This is a genomic window from Pseudomonas sp. D47 (assembly GCF_045447305.1).
Lineage (GTDB): Bacteria > Pseudomonadota > Gammaproteobacteria > Pseudomonadales > Pseudomonadaceae > Aquipseudomonas.
Genome location: NZ_JBJGXU010000053.1, coordinates 17,028 through 40,888 on the forward strand (window position 1 = coordinate 17,028; position 23,861 = coordinate 40,888).

The window sequence follows — 23,861 nt, forward strand, 5'->3', positions numbered from 1 at the left end:
TCCTACAACCCAAACCCAAATTCCCCACAACATAAAACTATTACAAGATCTGTAATCAACCCTCTCACCCCCACAGAAACCTGTGGGAGCCGGGCCTGCCCGCGATGCAGGCCACTCGGTCTATCAACAAGACCGAGGTGATGCTATCGCAGGCAAGCCAGCTCCCACACACGCCCGATCCCACATTTTAATCGGTGTTGAATCAGCTTTTACGCGTTGCATCATCCAACGCCAAAATCGTATGCGCATTCGTCACCGTGGTTGCGAGGGTATTAATCACCCCCGACCGCAACGCCCCCAGCGTCGCCGCCGCCTTGGTGTTCTCACTGGCAATCGCCACCACATCCGGGATGCGAAACAACTCCTGCACCGTCAACCCGATCACCCGCCCTTGAATCGCGTTGACCGCCGGCTGCCCGTGAATGTCGATAAAGTCATAGCCCATCATGTCGCCCACCGTACCGGACAACCGCGCCTGGGCGATTTCCTGCGGCGAGAACCAGCCCATGCGCACCATGTTGCTGTTTTCGCTCATATCGCCAATGCCAATCAGCGCAATGTCCGCCCGCCGCGCCCGGTCCAGGGTCGAGCGCACCGTGTCGTTATTGATCAACACCCCACGCAGTTCCGGGTTCGCCACCAGTGCCGGGGCGTACAGGCTTTCACTCTCGCCGCCAAAGCGCAGGGCCAGGCGGCGGCAGATATGGTCGGGGTTCATGTACTCGCCAGCCTTGAGCGAACCGCCGATGGCACAGACAAATGTGCAATTGCGCGTCACCGGCAAAAACACGTTGTCAGCCACCGCACCCACATTACGCCCCATGCCCACCGCGACGATCATGCCGTCACTCAGGGTTTTATTCAGGTAGTTGGCCACCAGACTGGCAACGGCCGAGCGCTGGGTGTCGGGGTCGCTGTGGTCGACGGCGATCAACGCCCGGTCGAGCTTGAAGCGTTCCACCAGCGCCCGCTCCAGCTCGTTGTTCATCGCCGGGTGCTGCAACACGCGCACTTCGACAATCCCTTCATCGCGCGCACGCTTGAGCAGGCGACTGACCTTGGCGCGTGACAGGTCGAAGCGTTTGGCGATGGCTTCCTGAGTGACGTTCTCGAGGTAATAGAGCATCGCCACTTCGGTCATCTGATCGATATCGCTGGCGATGCGCTGGGTACTCTCACTCATGGGGACGGGCTTCCGTTTCGGCGTCAAAGGCGCATTCTCCCGACTCTTACCCCGCGCCGTCCACTACTGATGCCCATCACGCTCGATCGCATTGATGCGCGCCACCTTGGCCCCGGAGCGCGCCGCCTCGAACTCCGACGCCAGGAACGAGGTGACGATGCTTTTGGCCAGCTCTGCGCCGATCACCCGCGCGCCGATGGACAGGATCTGCGCATCGTTGCTCTTGCGCGCCCGCTCCGCCGAATACGTGTCATGCGCCTGCGCAGCCCGAATGCCCAGCACCTTATTGGCCGAGATAGCCATGCCTATCCCGGTGCCACACACCAGCACGCCCAGGCGCTGCTGCCCGGCATTGATGGCATTGGCCACCGCCAGGGCGATGTCCGGGTACAGCACCGGCGCGGTGGAGTGGGTGCCGAAGTCGGTCACCGGGTAACCCAACGCCTCGATATGGCGCTTCAACAGCTCTTTGAGCTCAAAACCCGCTTCATCGCATCCGATAGCCACCGGGAAAGGTGTGTTCATGGCGTCTGGCTCCGCTGCCGTGATCGTACTTATGACTGATCATATGATCACTCAATGAAATTTCGCTCAGTCATTTCGCGGGTATTCCGCCCTTCCTGTCAAGCGAGTTTTAACTGACCTCGCAGTCAAAGCCCTATATAGGGGCGATTAGACCCCGCCAGATGAGATTTACACCTTTTAAGTGAAAGAGATTGACTGATCAGAATTTCATTTGATACACATATGATCACAGCGAAACATGACTGTGCGACCTAATAAGAATTCACAGCACGAGGACACGCCGATGGCCACGCCATTACTGCTCCAGGCTGAACACGTCGCCAAGGCTTACGCCGGGGTGCCTGCCCTGCGTGACGGGCGCCTCTCTCTGCGGGCCGGCAGCGTCCACGCGTTGTGCGGCGGCAATGGCGCAGGCAAGTCGACCTTCCTGAGCATCCTGATGGGCATCACCCAACGTGACGCCGGGAGCATTCTGCTCAACGGCGCACCCGTGCAGTTCAACCGCCCGAGCGAAGCCTTGGCGGCGGGGATCGCGATGATCACCCAGGAGCTGGAACCCATCCCTTATATGACCGTCGCCGAAAATATCTGGCTGGGCCGTGAGCCGCGCCGTGCTGGCTTCATCGTCGACAGCAAGACCCTCAACCGCCGCACCCGCGAGCTGCTCGACAGCCTGGAGTTCGACGTCGACGCCACCAGCCCCATGCACCGCCTGAGCGTGGCGCAGGTGCAACTGGTGGAAATCGCCAAAGCGTTCAGCCATGACTGCCAGGTGATGATCATGGACGAACCGACCTCGGCCATCGGCGAGCGCGAGGCGCAAACCCTGTTCAAGGCAATTCGCCGCCTCACCGACCGCGGCGCCGGCATCGTGTATGTGTCGCACCGCTTAAGTGAACTGGCGCAGATCGCCGACGACTACAGCATCTTTCGCGACGGCGCCTTTGTGGAAAGCGGGCGCATGGCCGATATCGACCGCAACCACCTGGTGCGCGGCATCGTCGGCCAGGAACTGACGCGCATCGACCACAAGGTCGGCCGCGAATGCGCCGCCGCCACCTGCCTGCAAGTCGATAACCTGAGCCGCAACGGCGAGTTTCACGACATCAGCCTGCAACTGCGCCAAGGCGAAATCCTCGGCATCTATGGCCTGATGGGCTCGGGGCGCAGCGAATTTCTCAACTGCATCTACGGCCTGACAGTGGCGGACTCCGGCAGCGTCACCCTGCAAGGCAAGCCCATGCCCATCGGTTTGCCCAAGGCCACGATCAACGCCGGCATGTCGCTGGTCACCGAAGACCGCAAAGACAGCGGCCTGGTGCTCACCGGCAGCATTCTTTCCAACATTGCGCTGTCGGCCTACAAACGCCTGTCGAGCTGGTCGCTGATCAATGCACGCAAAGAAGCCCAGCTGGCGCAGGACATGGTCAAGCGCCTGCAGATCAAAACCACCTCACTGGACTTGCCGGTGGCCTCCATGAGCGGCGGTAACCAGCAAAAAGTGGTGCTCGCCAAATGCCTGTCGACCGAACCGGTGTGCCTGCTCTGCGATGAACCGACCCGGGGCATTGATGAAGGCGCCAAGCAAGAAATTTACCACTTGCTCGACCAATTCGTACGTGCCGGTGGCGCGGCCATTGTGGTGTCGTCCGAAGCCCCGGAGTTGCTGCACCTGAGTGATCGCATCGCCGTATTCAAGGGCGGCCGGCTGGTGACCATCAGCACCGACACCGCCCTTTCCCAGGAAGCCTTGTTGAGTCTTGCCTCATGAATGCCAAAACCATTGCCCCACCCCTGACTGCCACGCCGCGCAATCGCCTGCGTTTGTCCCTTGACCGTTTCGGCTTGCCGCTGGTGTTTATCCTGCTGTGCGTGGTGATGGCGTTTTCCAGCGAATACTTCATGACCTGGCGCAACTGGATGGACATCCTGCGCCAGACGTCCATCAACGGCATCCTCGCAGTGGGCATGACCTACGTGATTTTGACCAAGGGCATCGACCTGTCGGTAGGCTCGATCCTGGCGTTCGCCGGGTTGTGCAGCGCCATGGTCGCCACCCAAGGCTACGGCCTGCTGGCGGCGGTCAGCGCCGGGATGTTTGCCGGGGCGATGCTCGGCGTGGTCAACGGTTTTATGGTCGCCAACCTGTCGATCCCACCGTTCGTGGCCACCCTCGGCATGCTCAGCATCGCTCGGGGCATGACCTTTATCCTCAACGACGGCAGCCCGATCACCGACCTGCCCGACGCTTACCTGGCGCTGGGCATCGGCAAGATCGGCCCGATTGGCGTGCCGATTGTCATCTTCGCCGTGGTCGCGCTGATCTTCTGGATGGTGCTGCGCTACACCACGTACGGGCGCTATGTGTACGCAGTAGGCGGCAACGAAAAGAGCGCGCGCACCTCCGGCATCGGCGTGCGCAAGGTGATGTTTTCGGTGTACGTGGTCTCAGGCTTGCTCGCCGGATTGGCCGGTGTGGTGCTGTCGGCACGCACCACCTCCGCCCTGCCCCAGGCCGGGGTTTCCTATGAGCTGGACGCGATTGCCGCCGTGGTGATCGGCGGTACCAGCCTGTCGGGCGGCACCGGCAGCATTGTCGGCACGCTGTTTGGTGCGCTGTTGATCGGCGTGATCAACAACGGCCTGAACCTGCTCGGCGTGTCCTCCTACTACCAGCAAGTCGCCAAGGGCCTGATCATCGTGTTCGCGGTACTGATCGATGTGTGGCGCAAGAAAAAACGCTAGTCGCTGTTCCTCAAAAAATGCACTGAACGACCCACAACAATAAGCGGAGTTCTCACCATGAAATCTGGAATGTCTTTGGCTGCTGTCGCGGCCCTCTCCCTGCTCGCCAGCAGTATCGCGTTGGCCGCCGATGGCAAGACCTACAAAGTCGGCGCAGCCGTCTACGGCCTCAAGGGCCAGTTCATGCAGAACTGGGTCCGCGAGCTGAAGGAACACCCGGCAGTCAAGGACGGCACCGTGCAGTTGACCGTGTTCGACGGCAACTACGACGCCCTGACCCAGAACAACCAGATCGAAAACATGGTGACCCAGCGCTACGACGCCATCCTGTTCGTGCCAATCGACACCAAGGCCGGCGTCGGCACCGTGAAGCAAGCCATGAGCAACGACGTGGTGGTCATCGCCTCCAATACGAAAGTAGCCGATGCCTCCGTGCCTTACGTGGGTAACGATGACGTGGAAGGCGGCCGCCTGCAGGCCCAGGCCATGGTCGACAAGCTCAACGGCCGTGGCAACGTGGTGATCATCCAGGGCCCGATTGGCCAGTCGGCGCAGATCGACCGGGAAAAAGGCGAGCTGGAAGTGCTGGGCAAGCACCCGGACATCAAGATCATCGAGAAAAAGACCGCCAACTGGGACCGCGCGCAGGCCATGACCCTCACCGAAGACTGGCTGAACGCGCACCCCAAAGGCATCAACGGCGTGATCGCGCAGAACGACGACATGGCCCTGGGCGCCGTGCAGGCCCTTAAGTCCCACGGGCTGACCTCCAAGGACGTGCCGGTAACCTCCATCGACGGCATGCCGGACGCGATCCAGGCGGCGAAAAAAGACGAAGTCACCACCTTCCTGCAAGACGCCCAGGCGCAATCCCAAGGCGCGCTGGACGTGGCCTTGCGCGCGTTGGCGGGCAAGGACTACAAGCCGCAATCGGTGATCTGGGAGCGCTATGCCAAGGACGTGAAATGGGCTGATGGCACGGCCAAAAACTACATCCTGCCGTGGGTACCAGTGACCAATGCGAATGCGGATGCGCTGTACAAACAAGTCAGCGGCGGTAAGTAGCTTTCACCTTGAAATAAGGTCAAGTGTGGGAGCTGGCTGGCCTGCGATGGCATCACCTCGGTTTGACTGAAAGACCGAGTCGCCTGCATCGCAGGCAAGCCAGCTCCCACATTGGATCAGCAGCGCTTTTGAAAGAGGAGTTATTCATGTCTGGATTCTGGAACCAAGCCTTCGACCTCACCGGCCGTTGCGCGGTGATCACCGGCGGCGCCGCCGGGATTGGCCTGGCCTGCGCCACCTTGCTGGCAGAGCGCGGCGCACGCGTGGCCTTGCTTGACCGTGACCCAGCGGTGGTTGAAGTCGCCGCCCGCCTGGGCGCCCAACACCTGGGCATTGCCGTCGACCTCAGCCAGATCGGCCAGGTACAACACACCATCGACCAGGTGTTCGAGCACTTCCAACGCCTGGATTACCTGATCAACAGCGCCGGCATCGTCCTGCTCGACAAGGCCGTCGATGTCAGCGAAAGCGCTTGGGACAGCACCCTGGATATCAACCTCAAGGCCAGCTTCTTCGTGGCCCAGGCCTGCGCCAAACACATGCTGGCCAACGGCGGCGGGCGCATCGTCAACCTCGCCTCGCAAGCCGCCGTGATCGGCCTGGACCGCCACGTCGCCTACTGCGCGAGCAAGGCCGCCATCGTCGGCATGACCAAGGTGCTGGCCATGGAATGGGCGCCGCAGATCAACGTCAACGCCATCTCCCCGACCATCGTCGAGACCGCGCTGGGCAAGAAAGCCTGGGCCGGTGAGGTGGGCGAACGGGCCAAATTGCAGATCCCGGCGGGCCGCTTCGCCCAGCCGGAAGAAATCGCCGGGCTGGCGTTGTACCTGCTCAGCGACGCAGCACAGATGATCACCGGCGCCAACATGGTGATCGACGGCGGCTACAGCATTCAGTAATTCATTTTTTTGTCGTGAGGTTTTGTCATGTCCACCGTCACCGAACGCACACCCGAACAACTCGCCCCGAGCATCCCGAAAACCATGCAGGCCGTGGTCTGCCATGGCCCGGAAGACTACCGCCTGGAAACCGTCGACGTGCCCACGCCCGGGCCTGACGAGATCCTCACCAAAGTCGAGCTGTGTGGCATCTGCATGGGCGATATCAAGACCTATCGCGGCGCGCCGTCGTTCTGGGGCGATGCCGAGCAACCGCGCTACGTAAAACCGCCGATGATTCCCGGGCATGAATTCGTCTGCCGCGTGGTTGCCCTCGGCCCAGGCGCGGAAAAACGTGGTGTGGCGGTCGGTGACCGGGTGATCTCCGAGCAGATCGTGCCGTGCTGGGGCTGCCGTTTCTGCAACCACGGCCAGTACTGGATGTGCCAGAAGCATGACCTGTATGGCTTCCAGAACAATGTGCAGGGCGCCATGGCCCAGTACATGATCTTCACCAAGGAAGGCATCATCCACAAAGTGCCGGAATCCATCGCCCCCGACGAAGCCATCCTGATTGAACCGCTGGCCTGCTCACTGCATGCCGCCGAGCGCGCGAATGTCGACCATGACGACATCGTGGTGGTGGCCGGTGCCGGCACCCTGGGCCTGGGCATCATCGGCGCCGTGCGCCTGCGCAACCCGAAAAAGCTGATCGTGCTGGACATGAAACCCGAACGCGCCGCCCTCGCCCTGCGCATGGGCGCCGACGAAGTGTGGAACCCGGCGGAAGTCGACGTGATGGCCAAAATCCGCGCGATCACCGACGGCTATGGCTGCGACATCTACATCGAAGCCACCGGGCACCACAAGGCGGTGAACCAAGGCCTGGCGATGCTGCGCAAGCTGGGGCGTTTTGTCGAATTCAGCGTCTTTAATGATGAGGCCACAGTAGATTGGTCAATCATCGGCGACCGCAAAGAGCTGGACATTCTGGGCTCACACCTGGGCCCGTACATGTACCCGCGCGCCATCGACTTTATCGGCAACCGCAAGATCGACATGCGCGACGTAGTGACCCACAAATTTGCGCTGGCGGACTTCAAGGAAGCGTTTGCGGTGATGGAGCGCGGGGACAAGTCGCTGAAGGTTGTGCTGGAACCCTGACCCCAGCCCCCACAGTTGATAGTTTGTTGCCCTATAAATAAGAACACAGGAACCCGCGTTATGAATCGAGTGATCAACGATCCGGACCAAGTGGTCGAGGACATGCTGCGCGGTATTCTGGTCGCGCACCCCGAGCTGCGCCAATACGAGTCCAACCCACGCGTTATCGTCAAAGCCAAGCCCTCGAACAAGGGCCACGTGGGCATTGTCACCGGCGGCGGTTCCGGCCATGAACCGGCGTTTCTCGGCTACGTCGGCCCAGGCTTGGTGGACGCCGTGGCCGTCGGTGAAATCTTCTCCTCGCCCACCGCCAAGAGTTTTTTCGACGCCTTCCGCGCCGCCGACCATGGCGCGGGCGTGGCCTGCCTGTATGGCAACTACGCCGGCGACAACATGAACGTAAAGCTGGCGATGAAGATGGCCGCCAGCAAAGACATGCGCATCCGCACCGTGGTCGCCAACGATGACGTGGCCTCCGCGCCCAAGGCCGAAATCGCCAAGCGCCGTGGCGTGGCCGGGGAAATCTTCATGTGGAAGATCGGCGGTGCCGCCGCCGCCCAGCATTATGACCTCGACGGAGTGATTCGCGTCGCGCAGAAAACCGTCGACCATTGCCGCTCGATCGGCATCGGCCTCACACCCTGCACCATCGCGGCGGTGGGCAAGCCGAACTTCCAGATTCCCGACGGCCAGATGGAGTTGGGCATCGGCCATCACGGCGAACCGGGCATTGAAGTGATCGCCATCGAATCCGCCGCTGCCATGGCCGAACGCATGCTCGCGCCGATCCTGGCCGACCGTGACTTCAGCCAGGACGACAGCGTGGTCGTGCTGGTCTCCGGCCTGGGCGCCACGCCAGTCATGGAGCTGTACATTTTCTACGCTGAGGTGGAACGCCAGCTCAAGGCCAAGGGCTTGAAGATTCACCGTTGCTACGTAGGCAACTACTTCACTTCCCTTGAGATGATGGGCGTGACCCTGACCCTGCTCGGCCTCGACGCCGAGCTTAAAACCCTGATCGACCAACCCTGCCGCTCCATCGGCATGACCCAGGCGGAGTGAACCATGAGCCAACATTTTTCCACCCATGACGGCAGCGCCATCGTCGCCGACTTGGTCAGCGTGATTGTGGCCAACCGTGAATACCTCAGCGAAGTCGACGGCGCGATTGGCGACGGCGACCACGGCATCAACATGGCCAAAGGTTTCGCCCATTGCGGGCGCACTATCGAGGGCCGGCAACTGACCCTGGCCGAAGCCCTGGACGAACTGACCCTGAGCCTGATGGAAGGCATCGGCGGCTCCATGGGGCCGTTGTACGGCAGCCTGTTTATCGGCATGGCCGACGAAGTGCGCGGCCGTGAAGACATCGACGCCGCGACCTTTGCCCACCTGCTGCGCGGTGGCCTGACCTCACTGCAAGACATTACCGAGGCGGGCGTGGGCGACAAGTGTTTGATGGACACCCTGATCCCGGCGGTTGAAGCCTTTGAGCGCGCGCATGCAGGAGGCGCATCCTTCAACGATGCGCTGGACGCAATGAAAACCGCCGCCTCACAGGGGCGCGACTCGACCAAGGATCTGGTCGCGAAAATCGGCCGCGCCAGCCGTTTGGGCGAGCGCTCGCTGGGCGTGCTGGATGCCGGGGCGGTGTCGTGCTGCCTGATACTGACGCGGCTAGCGGATTCGGTTCAACCGAGGTTGGTGTAGCGCCCCAGATGACCCCTTCGCGAGCAAGCCCGCTCCCACATTAGATCGAGTTCCAGCATTTGGAATGCGGTCGAATGTGGGAGCGGGCGTGCTCGCGAAGGTAGCAACACCGTTAACCCGCAAAGTACCCCACCCGCCGCGATCAAGCCTCCACCCTAGCTATCTGCTTGACCTGCTGGATATACCGCGCCACCGCCGGCGCTTTCTCAAAGCGCCGGTGAATCAGCGACAGCCACGACGACGCCTCGCTGCCCTGAATACCGCGGTACACCACGCCCGGCAAACTCACATGCCCGACCATCGACGCTGGCACCACCGCCACGCCCTGCCCTAACGACACCAGCGCCACCACCGCAACCAACCCACCCGGCTGCGGCCCCAGGCGCGGGGCAAAACCGCCCTGGGCGGCGACGTGCAAGGTGCCGCTGATTTGCTCCGGCAGGATAAACGTCTCGTTTTGCAGGTGCTCGCAGCCAATGGCCTTGAGCCCCAGCAGCCAGGAATCCTGCGCCAGCGCCAACACAAACCCTTCGCTGTGCAGGCGCACGGCTTCCACACCGTCGGGCAGGGTCATGGGCGAGCGGATATAGCCGATGTCGTAACGCCCGTCCGCCACTGCACTCGGCAAGGTCGCCATCGCGCATTCGCGCACGTTCACGCTTACATCGGGAAACGCCTGGCTGAACGCTTGCATCTGCCGCTGCAACACACCGGAGTACACCGCCGAGGCCACGTAGCCCAACTCGATATGGCCGATCTCGCCACGCCCGGCGCGCTGGGCATTGCGCTGGGCAAATTCAAATTGGCGCACCGTGGCTTCGGCCTCAATCAACAACGCGGCGCCGGCTTCGGTGAGGCTGACTTCGCGTTGCTGACGGATAAACAAACGCGTGCCCAGGCTGGCTTCCATGTCCTGGATCTGTCGGCTCAAGGTCGGCGGCGCGATACCTAGCTGCTCGGCGGCGCGGGTGAAATTGCGCTGACGGGCAACGGCCAGGAAGTAGCGGAAGTGGCGGATTTCCATCGTAGGATTAGCTCAAAGGTAATGAAGTGCTTCAGGCCAGCTAATAGAACGAGCTGCGGCTAGGGATAAGCTCAGCGCACCTCAACACTAGAGAGCCTTTGCGATGTTAGTCAACTGCCTTTCCCCTATTGCCTGCGAGGTAATTAAGCCATGAACCGGGCCAGTCCGCGCTTGACGCTACTGACCGCCTCCGGCGTGTGTTCGCTGATCGTGCTCGACACCAATATTGTCGCCGTGACCCTGCCGAGCATCGCCCGCGACCTGGGCGCCAACTTCGCCGATATCGAGTGGGTGGTCAGCGCCTATATGCTCGCGTTCGCCGCCTTGTTGCTGCCGGCCGGCAGCATCGCCGATCGCTTTGGCCGCCAGAAGACGCTGATCTGGGGCTTGAGCATTTTCATCCTGGCCTCCCTAGGCTGCGGTGCGGCGCCCACTGCGCTGCTGCTGGATGTCGCCCGCGCAGTGAAAGGTGTCGGCGCGGCCTTGTTGCTGACGTCCGCCCTCGCGTCCATCGGCCATACCTTCCACGATGAAGTGGAACGCGCCAAAGCCTGGGCGTTCTGGGGCGCGTGCATGGGCGTGGCGATGACCGCCGCGCCCACCCTGGGCGGCGTGATCACCGAATACCTGGGCTGGCGCTGGATTTTCTACCTCAACCTGCCCGTGGGCCTGGGCTTGATGGCGCTGGTGCTGCGTGCGATTCCAGAGTCGCGCGACACTCAGTCGGCGCGGCTTGATCCATGGGGCAGCCTGGCGTTCAGTGCGAGCCTGCTGTGCCTGATGTGGGGGCTGATCGAGGCCAATCGCATCGGCTGGGCTAACCCGCTGACCTCTGCACGCCTGATCGGCGGCGCGGTGCTGCTGGGTGTGTTTGTGATCGTCGAGCGTGTGCAACAACGGCCCATGGTGGACTTGCAACTGTTTCGCCATCCGCGTTTTATCGGCGCCCTGCTCGGCATGTTTGCCTATGCCGGGTGCGCCCAAGTGATGATGACGTTGCTGCCGTTCTACCTGCAAAACGGCCTGGGCTTCTCCGCGATTGCTTCGGGCCTGGGCATGTTGCCGTTTGCGCTGACCATGCTGATCTGCCCCCGCATCGGCGCGCGGCTGGCGGGGCGCTTTGCACCGGCGACGATGATGGCGACCGGCTTGGCCCTGGTCGGTTGCGGCAACCTGTTGAGTGCCTGGGCGGTGACGGCGGGCGGCTATCTGCCCTTCGCCCTGGCGATTGCCGTGACCGGTGCCGGTGCGGGCCTGCTCAATGGCGACACACAGAAAAACATCATGGCCTGTGTGCCCCGGGACCGCGCGGGGATGGCCTCGGGCATGAGCACCACCATGCGTTTCAGCGCAATCATGTTGGCTATCGGTGTGTATGGGGCATTGCTGAGCAGCCATAGTGAACAGCTGCTGCGTGCGAGCATCGATCCGCAGTGGCAGGCCCAGGTGGCGGGGATTGCATCGCGGGTGGTGGCAGGTGATATGCCAGCGGCGATGGGTGTGTTGCCGGAACCGGCACGGGTGCAGGTGCAACCGCTGGCGCGGCAGGCATTTGTGGGTGGCTTCCGCGGGGTGTTGTGGGTGGCGGGGTTGTTGGGGCTGCTGGGGGCGTTGGTGGTGGGGACTTTAATGAGGAAACCGATTCCCTCAGTACAACACCAGTCTTCCAGGCTGACTCAGAACTAAATGTGGGATTAGATCGCTCCCACGCTCTGCGTGGGAATGCCGCCCCGGACGCTCCGCGTCCAACCTGCCCACGCCAGACTCAAGCCCTTCGCAAGGGTGACGCGGAGCGTTACAGGATGCATTCCCACGCAAAGCGTGGGAACGATCGGTCGGCTTACCAGAACCGCTGCTGGGTCAATCGGCTCCACCAGGTCAGCAGCACGCGGTCTACCGAGCCGCTGGCCGCCAGGCCCACTCGCTCCTGCAGGCTTTTACGCTCGGCATAGTGCAGGTGGTACACCTCGGCAGTCTTGGCCTTGGTGGCCAGGTATTCGTCGCTGGTTTGCAGCTCGTCGACCAGTTGTTTGTCGAGCGCTGCAACACCCAGCCACACTTCACCGGTCGCGACTTCATCAATCGCCAGCTGTGGGCGATAACGCGAGACGAAGTTCTTGAACAGCTGATGGGTGATGTCCAGGTCTTCCTGGAACTTCTCACGGCCCTTCTCGGTGTTTTCGCCAAACACGGTGAGGGTGCGTTTGTATTCACCGGCCGTCAGCACTTCAAAGTCGATATCGTGCTTTTTCAGCAGGCGGTTGACGTTGGGCAACTGCGCTACCACACCAATCGAGCCGAGGATGGCGAACGGGGCGCTGATGATCTTCTCGCCGATGCACGCCATCATGTAGCCGCCGCTGGCGGCGACCTTGTCGATGCACACGGTCAACGGCACGCCGGCCTGGCGGATACGCGCCAGTTGGGAGGACGCCAAGCCATAGCTGTGGACCATGCCGCCGCCACTTTCCAGGCGCAGCACCACTTCATCTTTAGGCGTGGCCAGGCTCAGCAGCGCGGTGATTTCATGGCGCAGGCTTTCGGTGGCCGAGGCCTTGATGTCGCCGTCAAAATCCAGCACGAATACCCGCGGCTTGGCCTCGGGCTTCTTCTTGCTGTTCTTCTTTTCGGTTTTGCTTTCGGACTTGCGCAGGGCCTTGAGCTGGTCTTTGTCGAGCAGGCTCGATTCCAGGCGCTCACGCAGGCCCTTGTAGAAATCATTCAGCTTGCTGACCTGCAACTGGCCGGCCGCTTTGCGACGGCCTTTGCTGCGCAGCGCCGCGAAGCTGATCAGTACCACCAAAATAGCGACCACCAGGGTGACGGTCTTCGCTAGAAAGCTCGCGTATTCAGCCAAAAAATCCATGTGTCTCCTTAACAATGCACGGCGCCAGGCGCGGATTGCCCAAGCATACCGACGCGATCGTCAGGCGACCAGTGCTCAAACCGCCAGCAGCCAAGCTGCTCTAACGCACTTTTAAAACAAGCGTATGTTTTTTCATTGACAGCTCGCAGGCATCCTCATAACCTCGCCAGACTTTCAACGTACCGGGAAAACGGACGTGGGCAGCATTTATTTGATTCGACATGGCCAGGCCTCCTTCGGTGCAGACGACTATGACGTCCTGTCGCCCGTCGGCGTGGAACAAGCGCAAGTACTCGGGCGCCACCTGGCCGACCTGGGCCTGACGTTCGACCGCTGCATCGCCGGCGACCTGCGCCGCCAGCAGCACACCGCCACGGCCGCGTTCGATCAATACAGCGCCCTGGGCCTGCCGGTGCCGCCTCTGGAAACCGACCCGGCGTTCAACGAGTTCGACGGCGAGGCCATCATCCGCGCCCTGCTCCCTGACTTGCTCGCCAGTGAACCCCACGCTGTGGAGGTGCTGCGTAATGGCGCGCAGAACCGCAGCGAGTTCCAGCGCATCTTCGCGTTGATCATCGAGCGATGGCTGGCCGGTACTTATGATCCACCGGGGCTGGAAAGCTGGTTGGGGTTTGTCGAGCGTGTACAAGGCGGCCTGCAACGAATTCTTGAAGCCGCCGACAGCTCGCACAAGATCGCCGTGTTCACCTCCGGCGGTACCATCACCGCCCTGCTCCACCTGATTACCCGGATGCCTGCCGCCCAGGCCTTCGAACTGAACTGGCAAATTGTTAACACCTCGCTCAACCAGCTGAAATTCCGCGGTCGCGAGGTGGCACTGGCTTCCTTCAACAGTCATACCCACTTGCAACTGTTGAAGGCGCCGCAGTTCATCACTTTCCGATGAATTGCGGCCAACCGTGACCCCAAGGTCACTGGACTCTACCTTAAAGGATCGAAACCATGACTGACGTAGCCAAAGCTGTAGAAGCAATGAAAGCCAAATTCAACCCAGCCGCTGCCGACGGCCTGGACCTGGTGTTCGGTTTCCGTATCGACGACACCCAGAACTTTTCGCTGGTAGTGAAGAACAACACCTGCGAACTGCTGGAAGGCGAAAACCCGGACGCCCAAGTGACCCTGGTCATGGACGGCGACACCATGAAAGGCATCGTTGACGGCTCCACCGACGGCATGCAAGCGTTCATGGGCGGCAAGCTGCGCACCGAAGGCGACATGATGCTGGCGATGAAACTGAGCGAGCTGTTCCCGGCCTGATAACGCCGCGCTCAAAAAAAATCCCGCCAATGGCGGGATTTTTCGTTCAGCCAGCCTCCCGATCAACGGGTGCCGGCGTTATCCATCTGTTCAAATGTGTCCATGTACGCGGGGTCATTACCATCGTTCTCACGAATGTAACGCGCTTCGTTCTCGTCGGTGATATCACCGGTATTGACGTCCAACCCAATCACGATCACCACCTTGTATTTACCCATCTGCAAATACATGTCGTAGAGGTCCTTAGGTTCGTCAGGCGCCACAAAGACGCTGTAGGTGTAACGCACACGTCCCGTCAATACAGGCCACTGTGACTCAAGCGTGCGGGTATCGAGGGATGAGTCGAATCTTTTGATCCCGCTTATCGCGGCCTCTACCAGCTTGTCATTGTCCTTGGCCGTAAAGACCACCGGATGCTTGCGCGTCATCGAGCGCATCGGGCTGGGATCAATGTCCGTTTCAAGACGGTACATGCCGCTGCTGAACCATTTCGTCGCATCGAAGGTGTGGTCACCTTTCTCGCAGTCGCTGCAATGCATCATCAGGGGCGCCGCAACACTTGCCTGGGCATACAGGGACGTGATGAAAATACTGGTGGTCATCAGCAATGCACCCAAGAGGCTCGCATTGCGAAACCGCGCGATAACATTCGCCATTGTCTACATCCTTGTCTTAAGGGGCGGCGAATTTACCTGATTCAAACCGTTGCCGGCAGGATTTTTTTGCATGCAATTTCTGAATCGATGCAGCGCCAATGTGGGTGCTGGCAAGCCAGCGCCCACGCCCGATTGCTGGTGACCGTTAAGTTTTCGGTTGCAACAACAACGCCACCAACGCACTCCACCCCGTCTGATGCGAAGCACCCAACCCCCGCCCGGTCTCGCCATGGAAATACTCATGGAACAACACCAGATCACGGCTGGCCGGGTCGGCCTCCAGTTGCGCATAGCCCGCCATCGACGGCCTGCAGCCATCCTCATCCCTTAAAAACAAGCGTGTCAGTCGCTGGCTCAGCCCGTCAGCAACCTCCTCCAGGGACGCCAGGTAACCACTGCCTGTCGGGTACTCCACCGAGAAGTTATCCGCGTAATACCGATGAAACTCACGCAACGACTCGATCAGCATGTAGTTCACCGGCATCCACAACGGCCCACGCCAATTGGAGTTGCCGCCGTACAGGCGCGAGTCGGATTCCCCGGGCTGATAACGCGCGCACAACGTATCGCCATTCATCTTCAACGCCAGCGGCTGCTCGGCAAACGCCTTGGACAAAGAGCGCACACCAAAGGCCGACAGAAACTCATTGTCATCAAGCATGCGCCGCAACAGGTCCTTGGTGCGCTCGCCACGCAACAGCGCCAGCAACAGGCGATTGCCCTGCCCCGGCTCGTTCCAGCGCGACACCAACTTGGCCAGGTCCGGCCGGTGGTGCATGAACCCCAGCAAGCGTTCACGCAAGCCTTGCAAGCCCTCATGCTCGCGTTGCTCCAGCACCAGCACGGCGAACAGCGGCATCAGGCCAACAATGGAGCGCAGCCGTACCGGCTCGTTCTGGCCGTCGGGGCGGTGCAGTACGTCGTAGAAGAACAGGTCCTGCTCATCCCACAGCCCTTCGGCGCTGTCATCGACGCGGTTAATGGCACCGGCGATATACAGGAAGTGCTCGAAAAACTTCACCGCAATGTCGACATACACCACGTTGCGCTTGGCCAGCTCCAACCCGATTCGCATCAGGTCCAGCGCATAGGCCGCGACCCACGCCGTGCCGTCGGCCTGATCCAGCTGGTAGCCCGGCGGCAAGGTGGCCGAGCGGTCGAACAAGGCAATGTTGTCCAGACCGAGGAAGCCGCCCTGGAACAGGTTGCGGCCTTCGGCATCCTTGCGGTTGACCCACCAGGAAAAATTCAACAGCAGCTTATGGAAAATCCGCTCGAGGAAATCCATGTCGCCGACGCCGGTCAGCGCCTTATCCTGCTGATACACCCGCCAACTGGCCCAGGCATGCACCGGCGGGTTGGCGTCGTCGAAACGCCACTCATACGCCGGCAACTGGCCGTTGGGGTGCATGAAACGGTCCTTCACCAGCAGCAGCAACTGCTGCTTGGCATACCCAGGATCGATCAGCGCAATCGCCACTGCCTGGAAGCCTTGGTCCCAGGAGGCGTACCACGGGTATTCCCAAGTGTCGGGCATGGAGAGGATGTCGAAGTTGGACAGGTGCCGCCAATGGGTATTGCGGATATGCAGGCGCTCAGGCGGCGGCGCGGGCTGAGCCGGGTCGCCGTCGAGCCATTGGTTCACGTCGAAGTAGTAGAGCTGCTTGGACCACAGCAACCCGGCCAGGGCCTGGCGCTGCACATTGCGCGCGTCTGCATCGCTAATGCCGTGTTGCAAGGCCGCGTAGAAGTCATCGGCCTCTTGGCGGCGCTGTTCGATCAGCTTGCGCGCATTGACCTGGGGCGCGTCCGTGGGTGCAAACCGCAGGTACAGGGTTTTGCTTTCCAGGCCTGCCAGCTCGAGGATGAAACGCGCGGCGACCTTGGTGCCGGCGTCCCGGCGAATCGCCGATTGCACGCCGCCTACCACGTAATCATTGATGCCGTCCTTGAACGGCCCAGGCGCAGGTTGCCCGCCAAGCTTGGGAAAGTTGCTCTCGTTTTCGCAGAACAACCATTCCACGCCGTCCTGGCCCCAGGCGCTAAGGTGGCGATCGGAAAGTTCATGATGCTGGGCCAGCACGTGCTCGCCGTCCAGGCGCAACTGCGGCTTGGGCGCATCGAAGGTCCAGCTCCAGTCATTGCGTGCCCACAGTTGGGGCAGCACCTGCAAACGCGTCGGCTGGTCCGAGCGGTTATGCACGGTGACCTTCATGAAAATATCATCGGGCTGATGCTTGGCGTATTCGACGCTGACATCGCAGTAGCGGTTGTCTTCAAACACGCCAGTGTCGAGGATCTCGTACTCGGCATCCTCAAGCCCGCGGCGCGCGTTCTCGGTGGTCAGGTCGGCGTAGGGAAAAGCCGCATGCGGGTATTTGTAGAGCATGCGCATGTAGGCATGGCTCGGTACGCCATCGACGAAAAAGTACAGTTCCTTGACGTCTTCACCGTGGTTGCCCTCGGCGTTGTTCAGGCCGAACAGGCGCTCCTTGATGATCGCGTCGCGCTCGTTCCACAGCGCCAGGCCCAGGCACCAGCGTTGCGCTTTGTCGCTGAAACCGGCCAAGCCGTCCTCGCCCCAACGGTAGGCGCGGCTGCGTGCATGTTCATGGGGGAAGTAGGCCCAGGCATCGCCGTCTGCGCTGTAGTCTTCGCGCACCGTGCCCCACTGGCGTTCACTCAAGTACGGGCCCCACTCACGCCAACGCTCAGCCTCTTGCGTTGCCAGGCGTTGGCCTTCAATCGTTTCAAGGATGTTGGTTACGGGCGTGGCCGTCATTGGGTCCTCCATCACTGACAAAGTGAGGGGCAGTGTAGAACCCATCCGTGCTGCGATGCACATGAAGTCTCATCCAGTCGCGCAAAAAAAGAGGCCGCTGATGAGGCGGCCTCCGCTTTTTCGACTGTGTAAAAGCACGCGCTTTCTTAGAAGATCGCGTAGGTATAGTTGAAGATCAGGCGCGTTTGATCCTGATCCGCAGTGCCGGTGTTGTGGCCGTGGTAAGTACCGGTGCGGAACGTGGTGCCAAAGCCTTTGAGCGGGCCGGCCTGCACGACGTAATCCAGGCGGAAGTCGGTTTCGTTTTCTTTCTGATCAGGGCCACCGGCCACCTTGGACTTGATGTCCGTACCGTCCAGGTAAGCCACGGACGCTTTCAGGCCGGGTACATAGGCCTTGAAGTCATACGTGTACTGACCAAAGTTGACTTGCTCACCCGCACGGGAGAACTGGCCAACCACGGCGTCGGTGAACAGGTAGAAGTCGCTGCCGCCGGCACCTTGTTGTTGCGGGTCGGCGAGGCTGCCCTGGTTAACCCATACGAAGCCGCCATCGTCGCTTACGCCGATGTGGCCGAGCATCAGGCTGCTGCCGCCCAACTGGTAGGTGAACGCGGCGCTGTAGGTTTTGTTATCCACTTCGCCGGCGTGCTTGGCGTAGCCACCGTTGTTGTTGAACGCATAGCCGCTCTCGCCATTCTTGCCGTCGCTGGTGCTGTCGAAGTAGCGCAGGTCAGTCTTGAACGACTGGTCATTGCCCAGCGGCAATACGTGGACCAGGCCGAAATAGTTCTGTTTGTAGAAGTCCTGCAGGTTGGCGTAGTAGTACTGCAACGTCAGGTTTTTCGCGATGGCGTTGTCGGACGAGCCGAACGGTTTGTAGTCCACACCACCGAACTTGAAGCTGTCGCTGTCACGCGTACCACCGGCCACACTCAAGCCCGTGGAGTTGCTCGAAGCACGGCCTTCGGCCTTGTTCAGCTCACCGCCGGTGAAGGTCACGTTAGGAATGTCGCTGGAGGTGAGGATGCCGCCGTCAAAGGTCTGCGGCGCAACACGGCTGTCGTTGGAGACCAGGATCGGCAGCACCGGGGCCAAACCGCCACCCACGTGCAACTCAGTCTGGGAAATCCGGAACTTCACGTTACCCGCCGCGCGGCCGAAGCTGTCGGCAGGCTCGGTGCCGTTGTTTTTGGTCGGGAAGAAGCTGTTGCCGTTCCCCGCCAGGCCTGGGCCAGCGGCGTGGCCGTCGCCACCATCAAGACGCAAGGCGCCGAACGCCATCACGTCGAAACCGACGCCAAGGGTGCCTTGGGTGTAGCCGGATTTGTAGTCGAAACGCAGCAAGGTCGCGGCTTCGCGCAGATCGTTGTTGGTCCCCGAGCGGTTATCTGCGCTGTAGTACATGGTCCGCGAACTGACCGCCGCATGGCTGTCTTCAAGAAAGCCACTGTGACCTGTGCCCGTGCCCAGTGAGCCGAGCCCAAAATCATCCGCGCAGGCTTGTTGTGCGAGCAATGCGGCGGTGATGGATAACGCCAGTGTAGAAATTTTCATGTGTGACGGCCCCTAAACATTTTTTTATGTACGTTGTGTGCAAAACGGCGTTTTCATCCCTACAAACGTGACGATTGTTTCATGAGGACCGGGGCGCACCTCGTGAAGAATTTGTTAGGAAAGGGGCTGCGAAAATGAAATTTTACCGTTGCTGTTTTTTGTCATATTCACTTCATCTCATTCATTTGCAGAATGAAGTCCAGAGGAATCTTCGTTTGCAAGCCGCCCCCAAGCTCAACAAAATCAGAGGCAGGCCACGCTCATCACAATAGCCATCAGGAATTTTTCTATGCCAACCACCGCACATGTCAGCCCCGACGAGATCCGCAAAGGCTTCTCCAAGGCCATGTCCGACATGTACCGAGATGAAGTCCCGCTGTATGGGGCGTTGATGGCGCTGGTGGCCGAGACCAATACCCAGGTGCTGGCCAGTGATTCGAGCCTGGCCCGGCAGCTGCGCCGCACCGGCGAAATCGAGCGCCTGGACAAGGAGCGCCACGGCGCCATCCGCCTGGGCACTGCCTTTGAGCTGGCAACCATCGGCCGCCTGTTTGCGGTGATGGGCATGCAACCGGTGGGCTACTACGACCTGACCCCGGCGGGCGTGCCCGTGCATTCCACCGCCTTTCGCGCCGTGCATGAACGCTCGCTGCAGATCAGCCCGTTCCGCGTGTTTACCTCGTTGCTGCGCCTGGAACTGATCGAAAACCTCGAACTGCGCGCCTTCGCCGAAAGCGCGCTGGCTAAGCGCAAGATCTTCACCCCAGGCGCCTTGGCGTTGATCGAACAAGCCGAACGCGACGGCGGCCTCAACGCCCCTGATGCCGAAGAGTTCATCCGCCAGGCCCTGGAAACCTTTCGCTGGCACCACACCGCCACCGTCACCGACCAGCAGTACCAGCAACTGAGCGACCAGCACCGCCTGATCGCCGACGTGGTGGCCTTCAAGGGCCCGCACATCAACCACCTGACCCCGCGCACGCTGGACATCGACAAGGTGCAGGCCGCGATGCCCGGCAAAGGCATCACCCCCAAGGCCGTGATCGAAGGCCCGCCGCGCCGCCACTGCCCGATCCTGCTGCGCCAGACCAGCTTCAAGGCCCTCGACGAGCCCATCGCCTTCACCGACGCCCAAGGCAGCCACAGCGCGCGCTTCGGCGAAATTGAACAACGCGGTGTCGCGTTGACGCCCAAGGGCCGCGCCCTGTACGACCAACTGCTGAACGCCGCGCGCGATGAACTGGGGGCTTTTCCCAGTGAGGCCAACGCCGCACGTTATGTGCACTTGATGGAGCAACACTTCGCGGCCTTCCCCGACAACCACACGCAGATGCGCGAACAGGGCCTGGCGTACTTTCGCTATTTCGCCACCGAGCAAGGCCTGCCGGCACACGGCCAAGCCGATCAGCCGAAAACCTTGGAGGCGCTGATTGCTGCCGGCCACGTCGACGTGGAACCGTTGGTGTATGAGGATTTTCTGCCGGTGAGTGCGGCGGGGATCTTTCAGTCGAACCTTGGGGATGCGGCGCAAAGTCACTACGCGGCGAGTTCGAACCAGGCCGAATTCGAGAAGGCGCTGGGCCGCAAGACGATTGATGAGTTGAAGCTGTATGGCGAGACGCAGCAACGCTCTATAGATGAATGCACCCAAGCGCTACTGGCATGAAATGAGAGTGTCCGCCCGGCTCACCAGCGCAATCCTTGCGCCACAACAGTCCCCAGAGCCGGCTGGACGGGGCGCATCATAAACACGCAAAAGCGCGCTGTCCCTCAGGCAATTCTGAACAAATATGTCCGCGCCCCTGTAGGAGCGCGGGCGTTGATTTAGCCCAAGTGCTGCACAATCTCGTCTTTAACCAACAAGCGCTTCTCCTTCAACTTGCGCAGTTCCTCATCGCTGCCAGCTGCTTTTTCAGCAGTCACCACCAAGTCATCGACGGTTTTGTATTTATCAAAGAGCGCATTCAGATGGGGATTTTTTGCCCGGCGCTCGTCGACAGTTTCTTTACTCAAACCCAGGTCCTGCAACAGGTCGTGTTTCACTGGCATGGAGTACCTCCGCACGTTGATCAATGGCCTACGCTCTTGAAGCTAGCCCATTCCAAGGGGTCTTGTCATGTCTTGAGTCAATGCATCCCCGTTCGTCGCAAGGTGGGCGATGGGATCAAACCTTTGCCGCACCCTGCCCTCCACTGTAGATCGCCACCTGAGGGAGAACGGTTTTATGACTCACGCTGCCACTGCTGTCGACACCCAATGCATCAACACTATTCGCACCCTGGCCATGGATGCCGTGCAGAAGGCCAATTCCGGCCACCCGGGCACGCCCATGGGCTTGGCGCCGGTGGGCTACACGTTGTGGAGCCGGTTCCTGCGCTATCACCCCGAGCACCCCGACTGGCCTAACCGTGACCGCTTTGTGTTGTCGGTGGGGCATGCCTCCATGCTGCTCTACTCGCTGCTGCACTTGGCCGGCGTGGTGGAGATTGACGCCCACGGCAAACGCTCCGGCCAACCGGCGATCAGCCTGGACGATATCAAGCAATTCCGGCAGATGGGCTCCAAAACCCCAGGCCATCCCGAGTACCGCATGACCACCGGCGTTGAAACCACCACCGGCCCGCTGGGCCAGGGCTGCGCCAACAGTGTCGGTATGGCCATGGCCGAGCGTTGGCTGGGCCAGCGCTTTAACCGCGACGACAAGGTGCTGTTCGACTACAACGTCTACACCCTGTGCGGTGACGGCGACATGATGGAAGGCATCAGCAGCGAAGCGGCGTCGATGGCCGGGCACTTGAAGCTGGATAACCTGTGCTGGATCTACGACAACAACACCATCAGCATCGAGGGCCACACCGAGCTGGCGTTCAGCGAGGATGTGATCAAGCGTTTCCAGGCCTACGGCTGGCACACCTTGCACGTCACCGACGCGAATGACTTGCAGGCCTTGAGCACGGCGCTGGAGACCTTCAAAGCGAATACCGGCGCGCCGACCCTGATTGTGGTCGACAGCGTGATCGGCTATGGCTCGCCGCACAAACACAACACCGCCGCCGCCCATGGTGAGCCGTTGGGCGCGGACGAAATCCGCCTAACCAAGGCCGCCTACGGCTGGCCCGAAGACTCCAATTTCCTGGTGCCCGACGAAGCCCGCAGCGTTTTGCGTGACGCCCTGCTGGAGCGCAGCAAGCCGTTGTATGAAGAGTGGAATGCGCGGTTGTCACAGCTGGAACAGTACGAACCGGAACTGGCGGATGAACTGCGCCGCATGCGCGCAGGCGAAATGCCCGAGCAGTGGCAAAATGAGCTGCCCAGCTTCGACACCGACGCCAAGGGCGTGGCCAGCCGTGCCGCCGGTGGCGAGGTATTGAATGCCTTTGCCCAGCACATCCCCTGGCTGCTCGGCGGTTCGGCAGACTTGTCGCCTTCAACCAAGACCAACCTCACCTTTGACGGTGCCGGGCGTTTCAGTGCTGACGACTACAGCGGTCGCAACCTGCACTTCGGCATCCGCGAGCACGCCATGGGCGCGATTGCCAATGGCATGGCGCTGTCCTACCTGCGGCCGTACACCTCGACGTTCTTGGTGTTCAGCGACTACATGAAACCGCCGATCCGCCTGGCGGCGATCATGGAGTTGCCGGTGGTGTTCGTGTTTACCCATGACTCGATTGGCGTGGGTGAAGATGGGCCGACGCATCAGCCTATCGAGCATCTGACGCAACTGCGTGCGACGCCGGGGTTGCTGACCTTACGGCCAGGTGATGCCAACGAAACCCTGGAGTTGTGGAAGGTCGCCCTGGCGCAAACTCATCGGCCGAGTTGTGTGGTGTTGTCGCGTCAGGCATTGCCGACGTTGGACCGTACCCAATATGCGGCGGCGTCTGGCGCGGCCAAGGGCGCTTATGTGTTGGCGGGTGCTGACAAGCCGAAGGTTCTGTTGTTGGCGACGGGCAGTGAAGTCAGCCTGGCGGTGGCGGCGTATGAGCAGTTGAAAGGCCAAGGGATCGCGGCGCAAGTGGTGTCGATGCCGAGCTGGGAGCTGTTTGAAGAACAGGACCAGGCTTACCGCGACAGCGTGTTACCGCCGGCGGTGAAAGCGCGCGTGGTGGTGGAACAGGCCGGGCCATTGGGTTGGGACCGGTATGTCGGGCAGACCGGCGCCAAGGTGGTGATGAACAGCTTTGGCGCGTCGGCGCCGTTGGCCAAGTTGCAGGAGAAATTTGGGTTTACGGTGGAGAATGTGGTGAAGCTGGCTAAAGAGCAGATTCAACTGACTCAACACTGATCAAAGACTGTGGGAGCTGGCTTGCCTGCGATGGCGGGCTGTCAGTCGATACTGCTTTGACCGATGTATCAGTCATCGCAGCATAGGTATTTACGCAACTCTTTAAGTTGAGCTTAGCCTGTGAGGGGTTAGGTGGAT

At 61.0% G+C, this 23,861-nt stretch carries 20 protein-coding genes; 12 read left to right on the forward strand and 8 right to left on the reverse strand.

Annotated elements, in window-relative coordinates; genetic code table 11:
• Window positions 1–202: 202 nt before the first annotated feature.
• Together ACI77I_RS24945 and rpiB are read right to left on the reverse strand one after the other, a co-directional pair.
• On the reverse strand, window positions 203–1,183 hold the full coding sequence (locus tag ACI77I_RS24945) for a sugar-binding transcriptional regulator (RefSeq protein ID WP_094951639.1): 981 nt from the start codon (window positions 1,181–1,183) through the stop codon (window positions 203–205).
• Window positions 1,184–1,246: 63 nt separating this feature from the next.
• Window positions 1,247–1,708 carry a ribose 5-phosphate isomerase B gene (gene rpiB / locus ACI77I_RS24950; RefSeq protein WP_242150422.1) on the reverse strand — a complete coding sequence of 154 codons (462 nt, stop codon included), beginning with the start codon at window positions 1,706–1,708 and terminating at the stop codon, window positions 1,247–1,249.
• Window positions 1,709–1,991: 283 nt separating this feature from the next.
• Here rpiB and ACI77I_RS24955 point away from each other — a divergent pair, with 283 nt between their 5' ends.
• The 7 genes from ACI77I_RS24955 (at window position 1,992) to dhaL (ending at window position 9,273) form a co-directional block, all read left to right on the forward strand.
• Window positions 1,992–3,479, forward strand: a complete 1,488-nt coding sequence (locus ACI77I_RS24955; protein WP_094951641.1) for a sugar ABC transporter ATP-binding protein — start codon at window positions 1,992–1,994, stop codon at window positions 3,477–3,479.
• Window positions 3,476–4,453 carry an ABC transporter permease gene (locus ACI77I_RS24960; RefSeq protein ID WP_094951642.1) on the forward strand — a complete coding sequence of 326 codons (978 nt, stop codon included), beginning with the start codon at window positions 3,476–3,478 and terminating at the stop codon, window positions 4,451–4,453. Before ACI77I_RS24955 ends, ACI77I_RS24960 begins: the two co-directional genes overlap by 4 nt.
• Window positions 4,454–4,510: 57 nt before the next feature.
• Window positions 4,511–5,518: a substrate-binding domain-containing protein gene (locus ACI77I_RS24965; protein WP_094951643.1), complete on the forward strand. Its 1,008-nt coding sequence runs from the start codon at window positions 4,511–4,513 to the stop codon at window positions 5,516–5,518.
• Between the two features lie 146 nt (window positions 5,519–5,664).
• A complete protein-coding gene (locus ACI77I_RS24970) occupies window positions 5,665–6,420 on the forward strand; it encodes an SDR family oxidoreductase (RefSeq protein ID WP_094951644.1) in 756 nt (251 codons plus the stop codon).
• Between the two features lie 27 nt (window positions 6,421–6,447).
• Window positions 6,448–7,563, forward strand: coding sequence for an alcohol dehydrogenase catalytic domain-containing protein (locus ACI77I_RS24975; protein WP_242150425.1), 1,116 nt, complete (start codon window positions 6,448–6,450; stop codon window positions 7,561–7,563).
• 60 nt (window positions 7,564–7,623) lie between these two features.
• The gene (locus ACI77I_RS24980) at window positions 7,624–8,625 is read left to right on the forward strand and encodes a dihydroxyacetone kinase subunit DhaK (RefSeq protein WP_094951646.1); all 1,002 of its coding nucleotides are present in this window, start codon (window positions 7,624–7,626) and stop codon (window positions 8,623–8,625) included.
• Window positions 8,626–8,628: 3 nt separating this feature from the next.
• On the forward strand, window positions 8,629–9,273 hold the full coding sequence (dhaL, locus tag ACI77I_RS24985; RefSeq protein WP_242150430.1) for a dihydroxyacetone kinase subunit DhaL: 645 nt from the start codon (window positions 8,629–8,631) through the stop codon (window positions 9,271–9,273).
• Between the two features lie 142 nt (window positions 9,274–9,415).
• Here dhaL and ACI77I_RS24990 read toward each other — a convergent pair whose 3' ends face one another.
• Window positions 9,416–10,297: a LysR family transcriptional regulator gene (locus ACI77I_RS24990; RefSeq protein WP_406998825.1), complete on the reverse strand. Its 882-nt coding sequence runs from the start codon at window positions 10,295–10,297 to the stop codon at window positions 9,416–9,418.
• A 150-nt stretch (window positions 10,298–10,447) separates the two neighbouring features.
• Between ACI77I_RS24990 and ACI77I_RS24995 the strand changes: the two genes are divergently transcribed.
• Window positions 10,448–11,983 carry an MFS transporter gene (locus ACI77I_RS24995; protein WP_406998827.1) on the forward strand — a complete coding sequence of 512 codons (1,536 nt, stop codon included), beginning with the start codon at window positions 10,448–10,450 and terminating at the stop codon, window positions 11,981–11,983.
• A 154-nt stretch (window positions 11,984–12,137) separates the two neighbouring features.
• On the opposite strand, the gene sohB is transcribed toward ACI77I_RS24995, so the two are convergent.
• Complete coding sequence (gene sohB / locus ACI77I_RS25000; RefSeq protein WP_094951650.1) at window positions 12,138–13,163, reverse strand: protease SohB; 1,026 nt, start codon at window positions 13,161–13,163, stop codon at window positions 12,138–12,140.
• Between the two features lie 196 nt (window positions 13,164–13,359).
• Here sohB and ACI77I_RS25005 point away from each other — a divergent pair, with 196 nt between their 5' ends.
• A complete protein-coding gene (locus tag ACI77I_RS25005; protein WP_242150442.1) occupies window positions 13,360–14,070 on the forward strand; it encodes a histidine phosphatase family protein in 711 nt (236 codons plus the stop codon).
• A 56-nt stretch (window positions 14,071–14,126) separates the two neighbouring features.
• Entirely contained in the window at window positions 14,127–14,441 is a 315-nt protein-coding gene (locus ACI77I_RS25010; RefSeq protein WP_048730219.1) for an SCP2 sterol-binding domain-containing protein, read from the forward strand.
• A 62-nt stretch (window positions 14,442–14,503) separates the two neighbouring features.
• Here the strand turns inward: ACI77I_RS25010 and ACI77I_RS25015 are convergent, their stop codons facing one another.
• The 3 genes from ACI77I_RS25015 to ACI77I_RS25025 all read right to left on the reverse strand — a co-directional run bounded on the left by ACI77I_RS25015 (window position 14,504) and on the right by ACI77I_RS25025 (window position 19,435).
• On the reverse strand, window positions 14,504–15,097 hold the full coding sequence (locus ACI77I_RS25015; protein WP_406998829.1) for a hypothetical protein: 594 nt from the start codon (window positions 15,095–15,097) through the stop codon (window positions 14,504–14,506).
• A 145-nt stretch (window positions 15,098–15,242) separates the two neighbouring features.
• A complete protein-coding gene (locus tag ACI77I_RS25020) occupies window positions 15,243–17,879 on the reverse strand; it encodes an MGH1-like glycoside hydrolase domain-containing protein (RefSeq protein ID WP_406998831.1) in 2,637 nt (878 codons plus the stop codon).
• Between the two features lie 146 nt (window positions 17,880–18,025).
• Window positions 18,026–19,435, reverse strand: coding sequence for an OprD family porin (locus ACI77I_RS25025; protein WP_263273353.1), 1,410 nt, complete (start codon window positions 19,433–19,435; stop codon window positions 18,026–18,028).
• Between the two features lie 289 nt (window positions 19,436–19,724).
• On the opposite strand from ACI77I_RS25025, the gene ACI77I_RS25030 reads away from it, so the two are divergent.
• Complete coding sequence (locus ACI77I_RS25030) at window positions 19,725–21,101, forward strand: VOC family protein (RefSeq protein WP_406998833.1); 1,377 nt, start codon at window positions 19,725–19,727, stop codon at window positions 21,099–21,101.
• Window positions 21,102–21,259: 158 nt separating this feature from the next.
• Here ACI77I_RS25030 and ACI77I_RS25035 read toward each other — a convergent pair whose 3' ends face one another.
• Entirely contained in the window at window positions 21,260–21,484 is a 225-nt protein-coding gene (locus ACI77I_RS25035; RefSeq protein ID WP_094951656.1) for a YdcH family protein, read from the reverse strand.
• Window positions 21,485–21,659: 175 nt separating this feature from the next.
• Between ACI77I_RS25035 and tkt the strand changes: the two genes are divergently transcribed.
• Entirely contained in the window at window positions 21,660–23,723 is a 2,064-nt protein-coding gene (gene tkt / locus ACI77I_RS25040; RefSeq protein ID WP_094951657.1) for a transketolase, read from the forward strand.
• Window positions 23,724–23,861 lie beyond the last annotated feature (138 nt).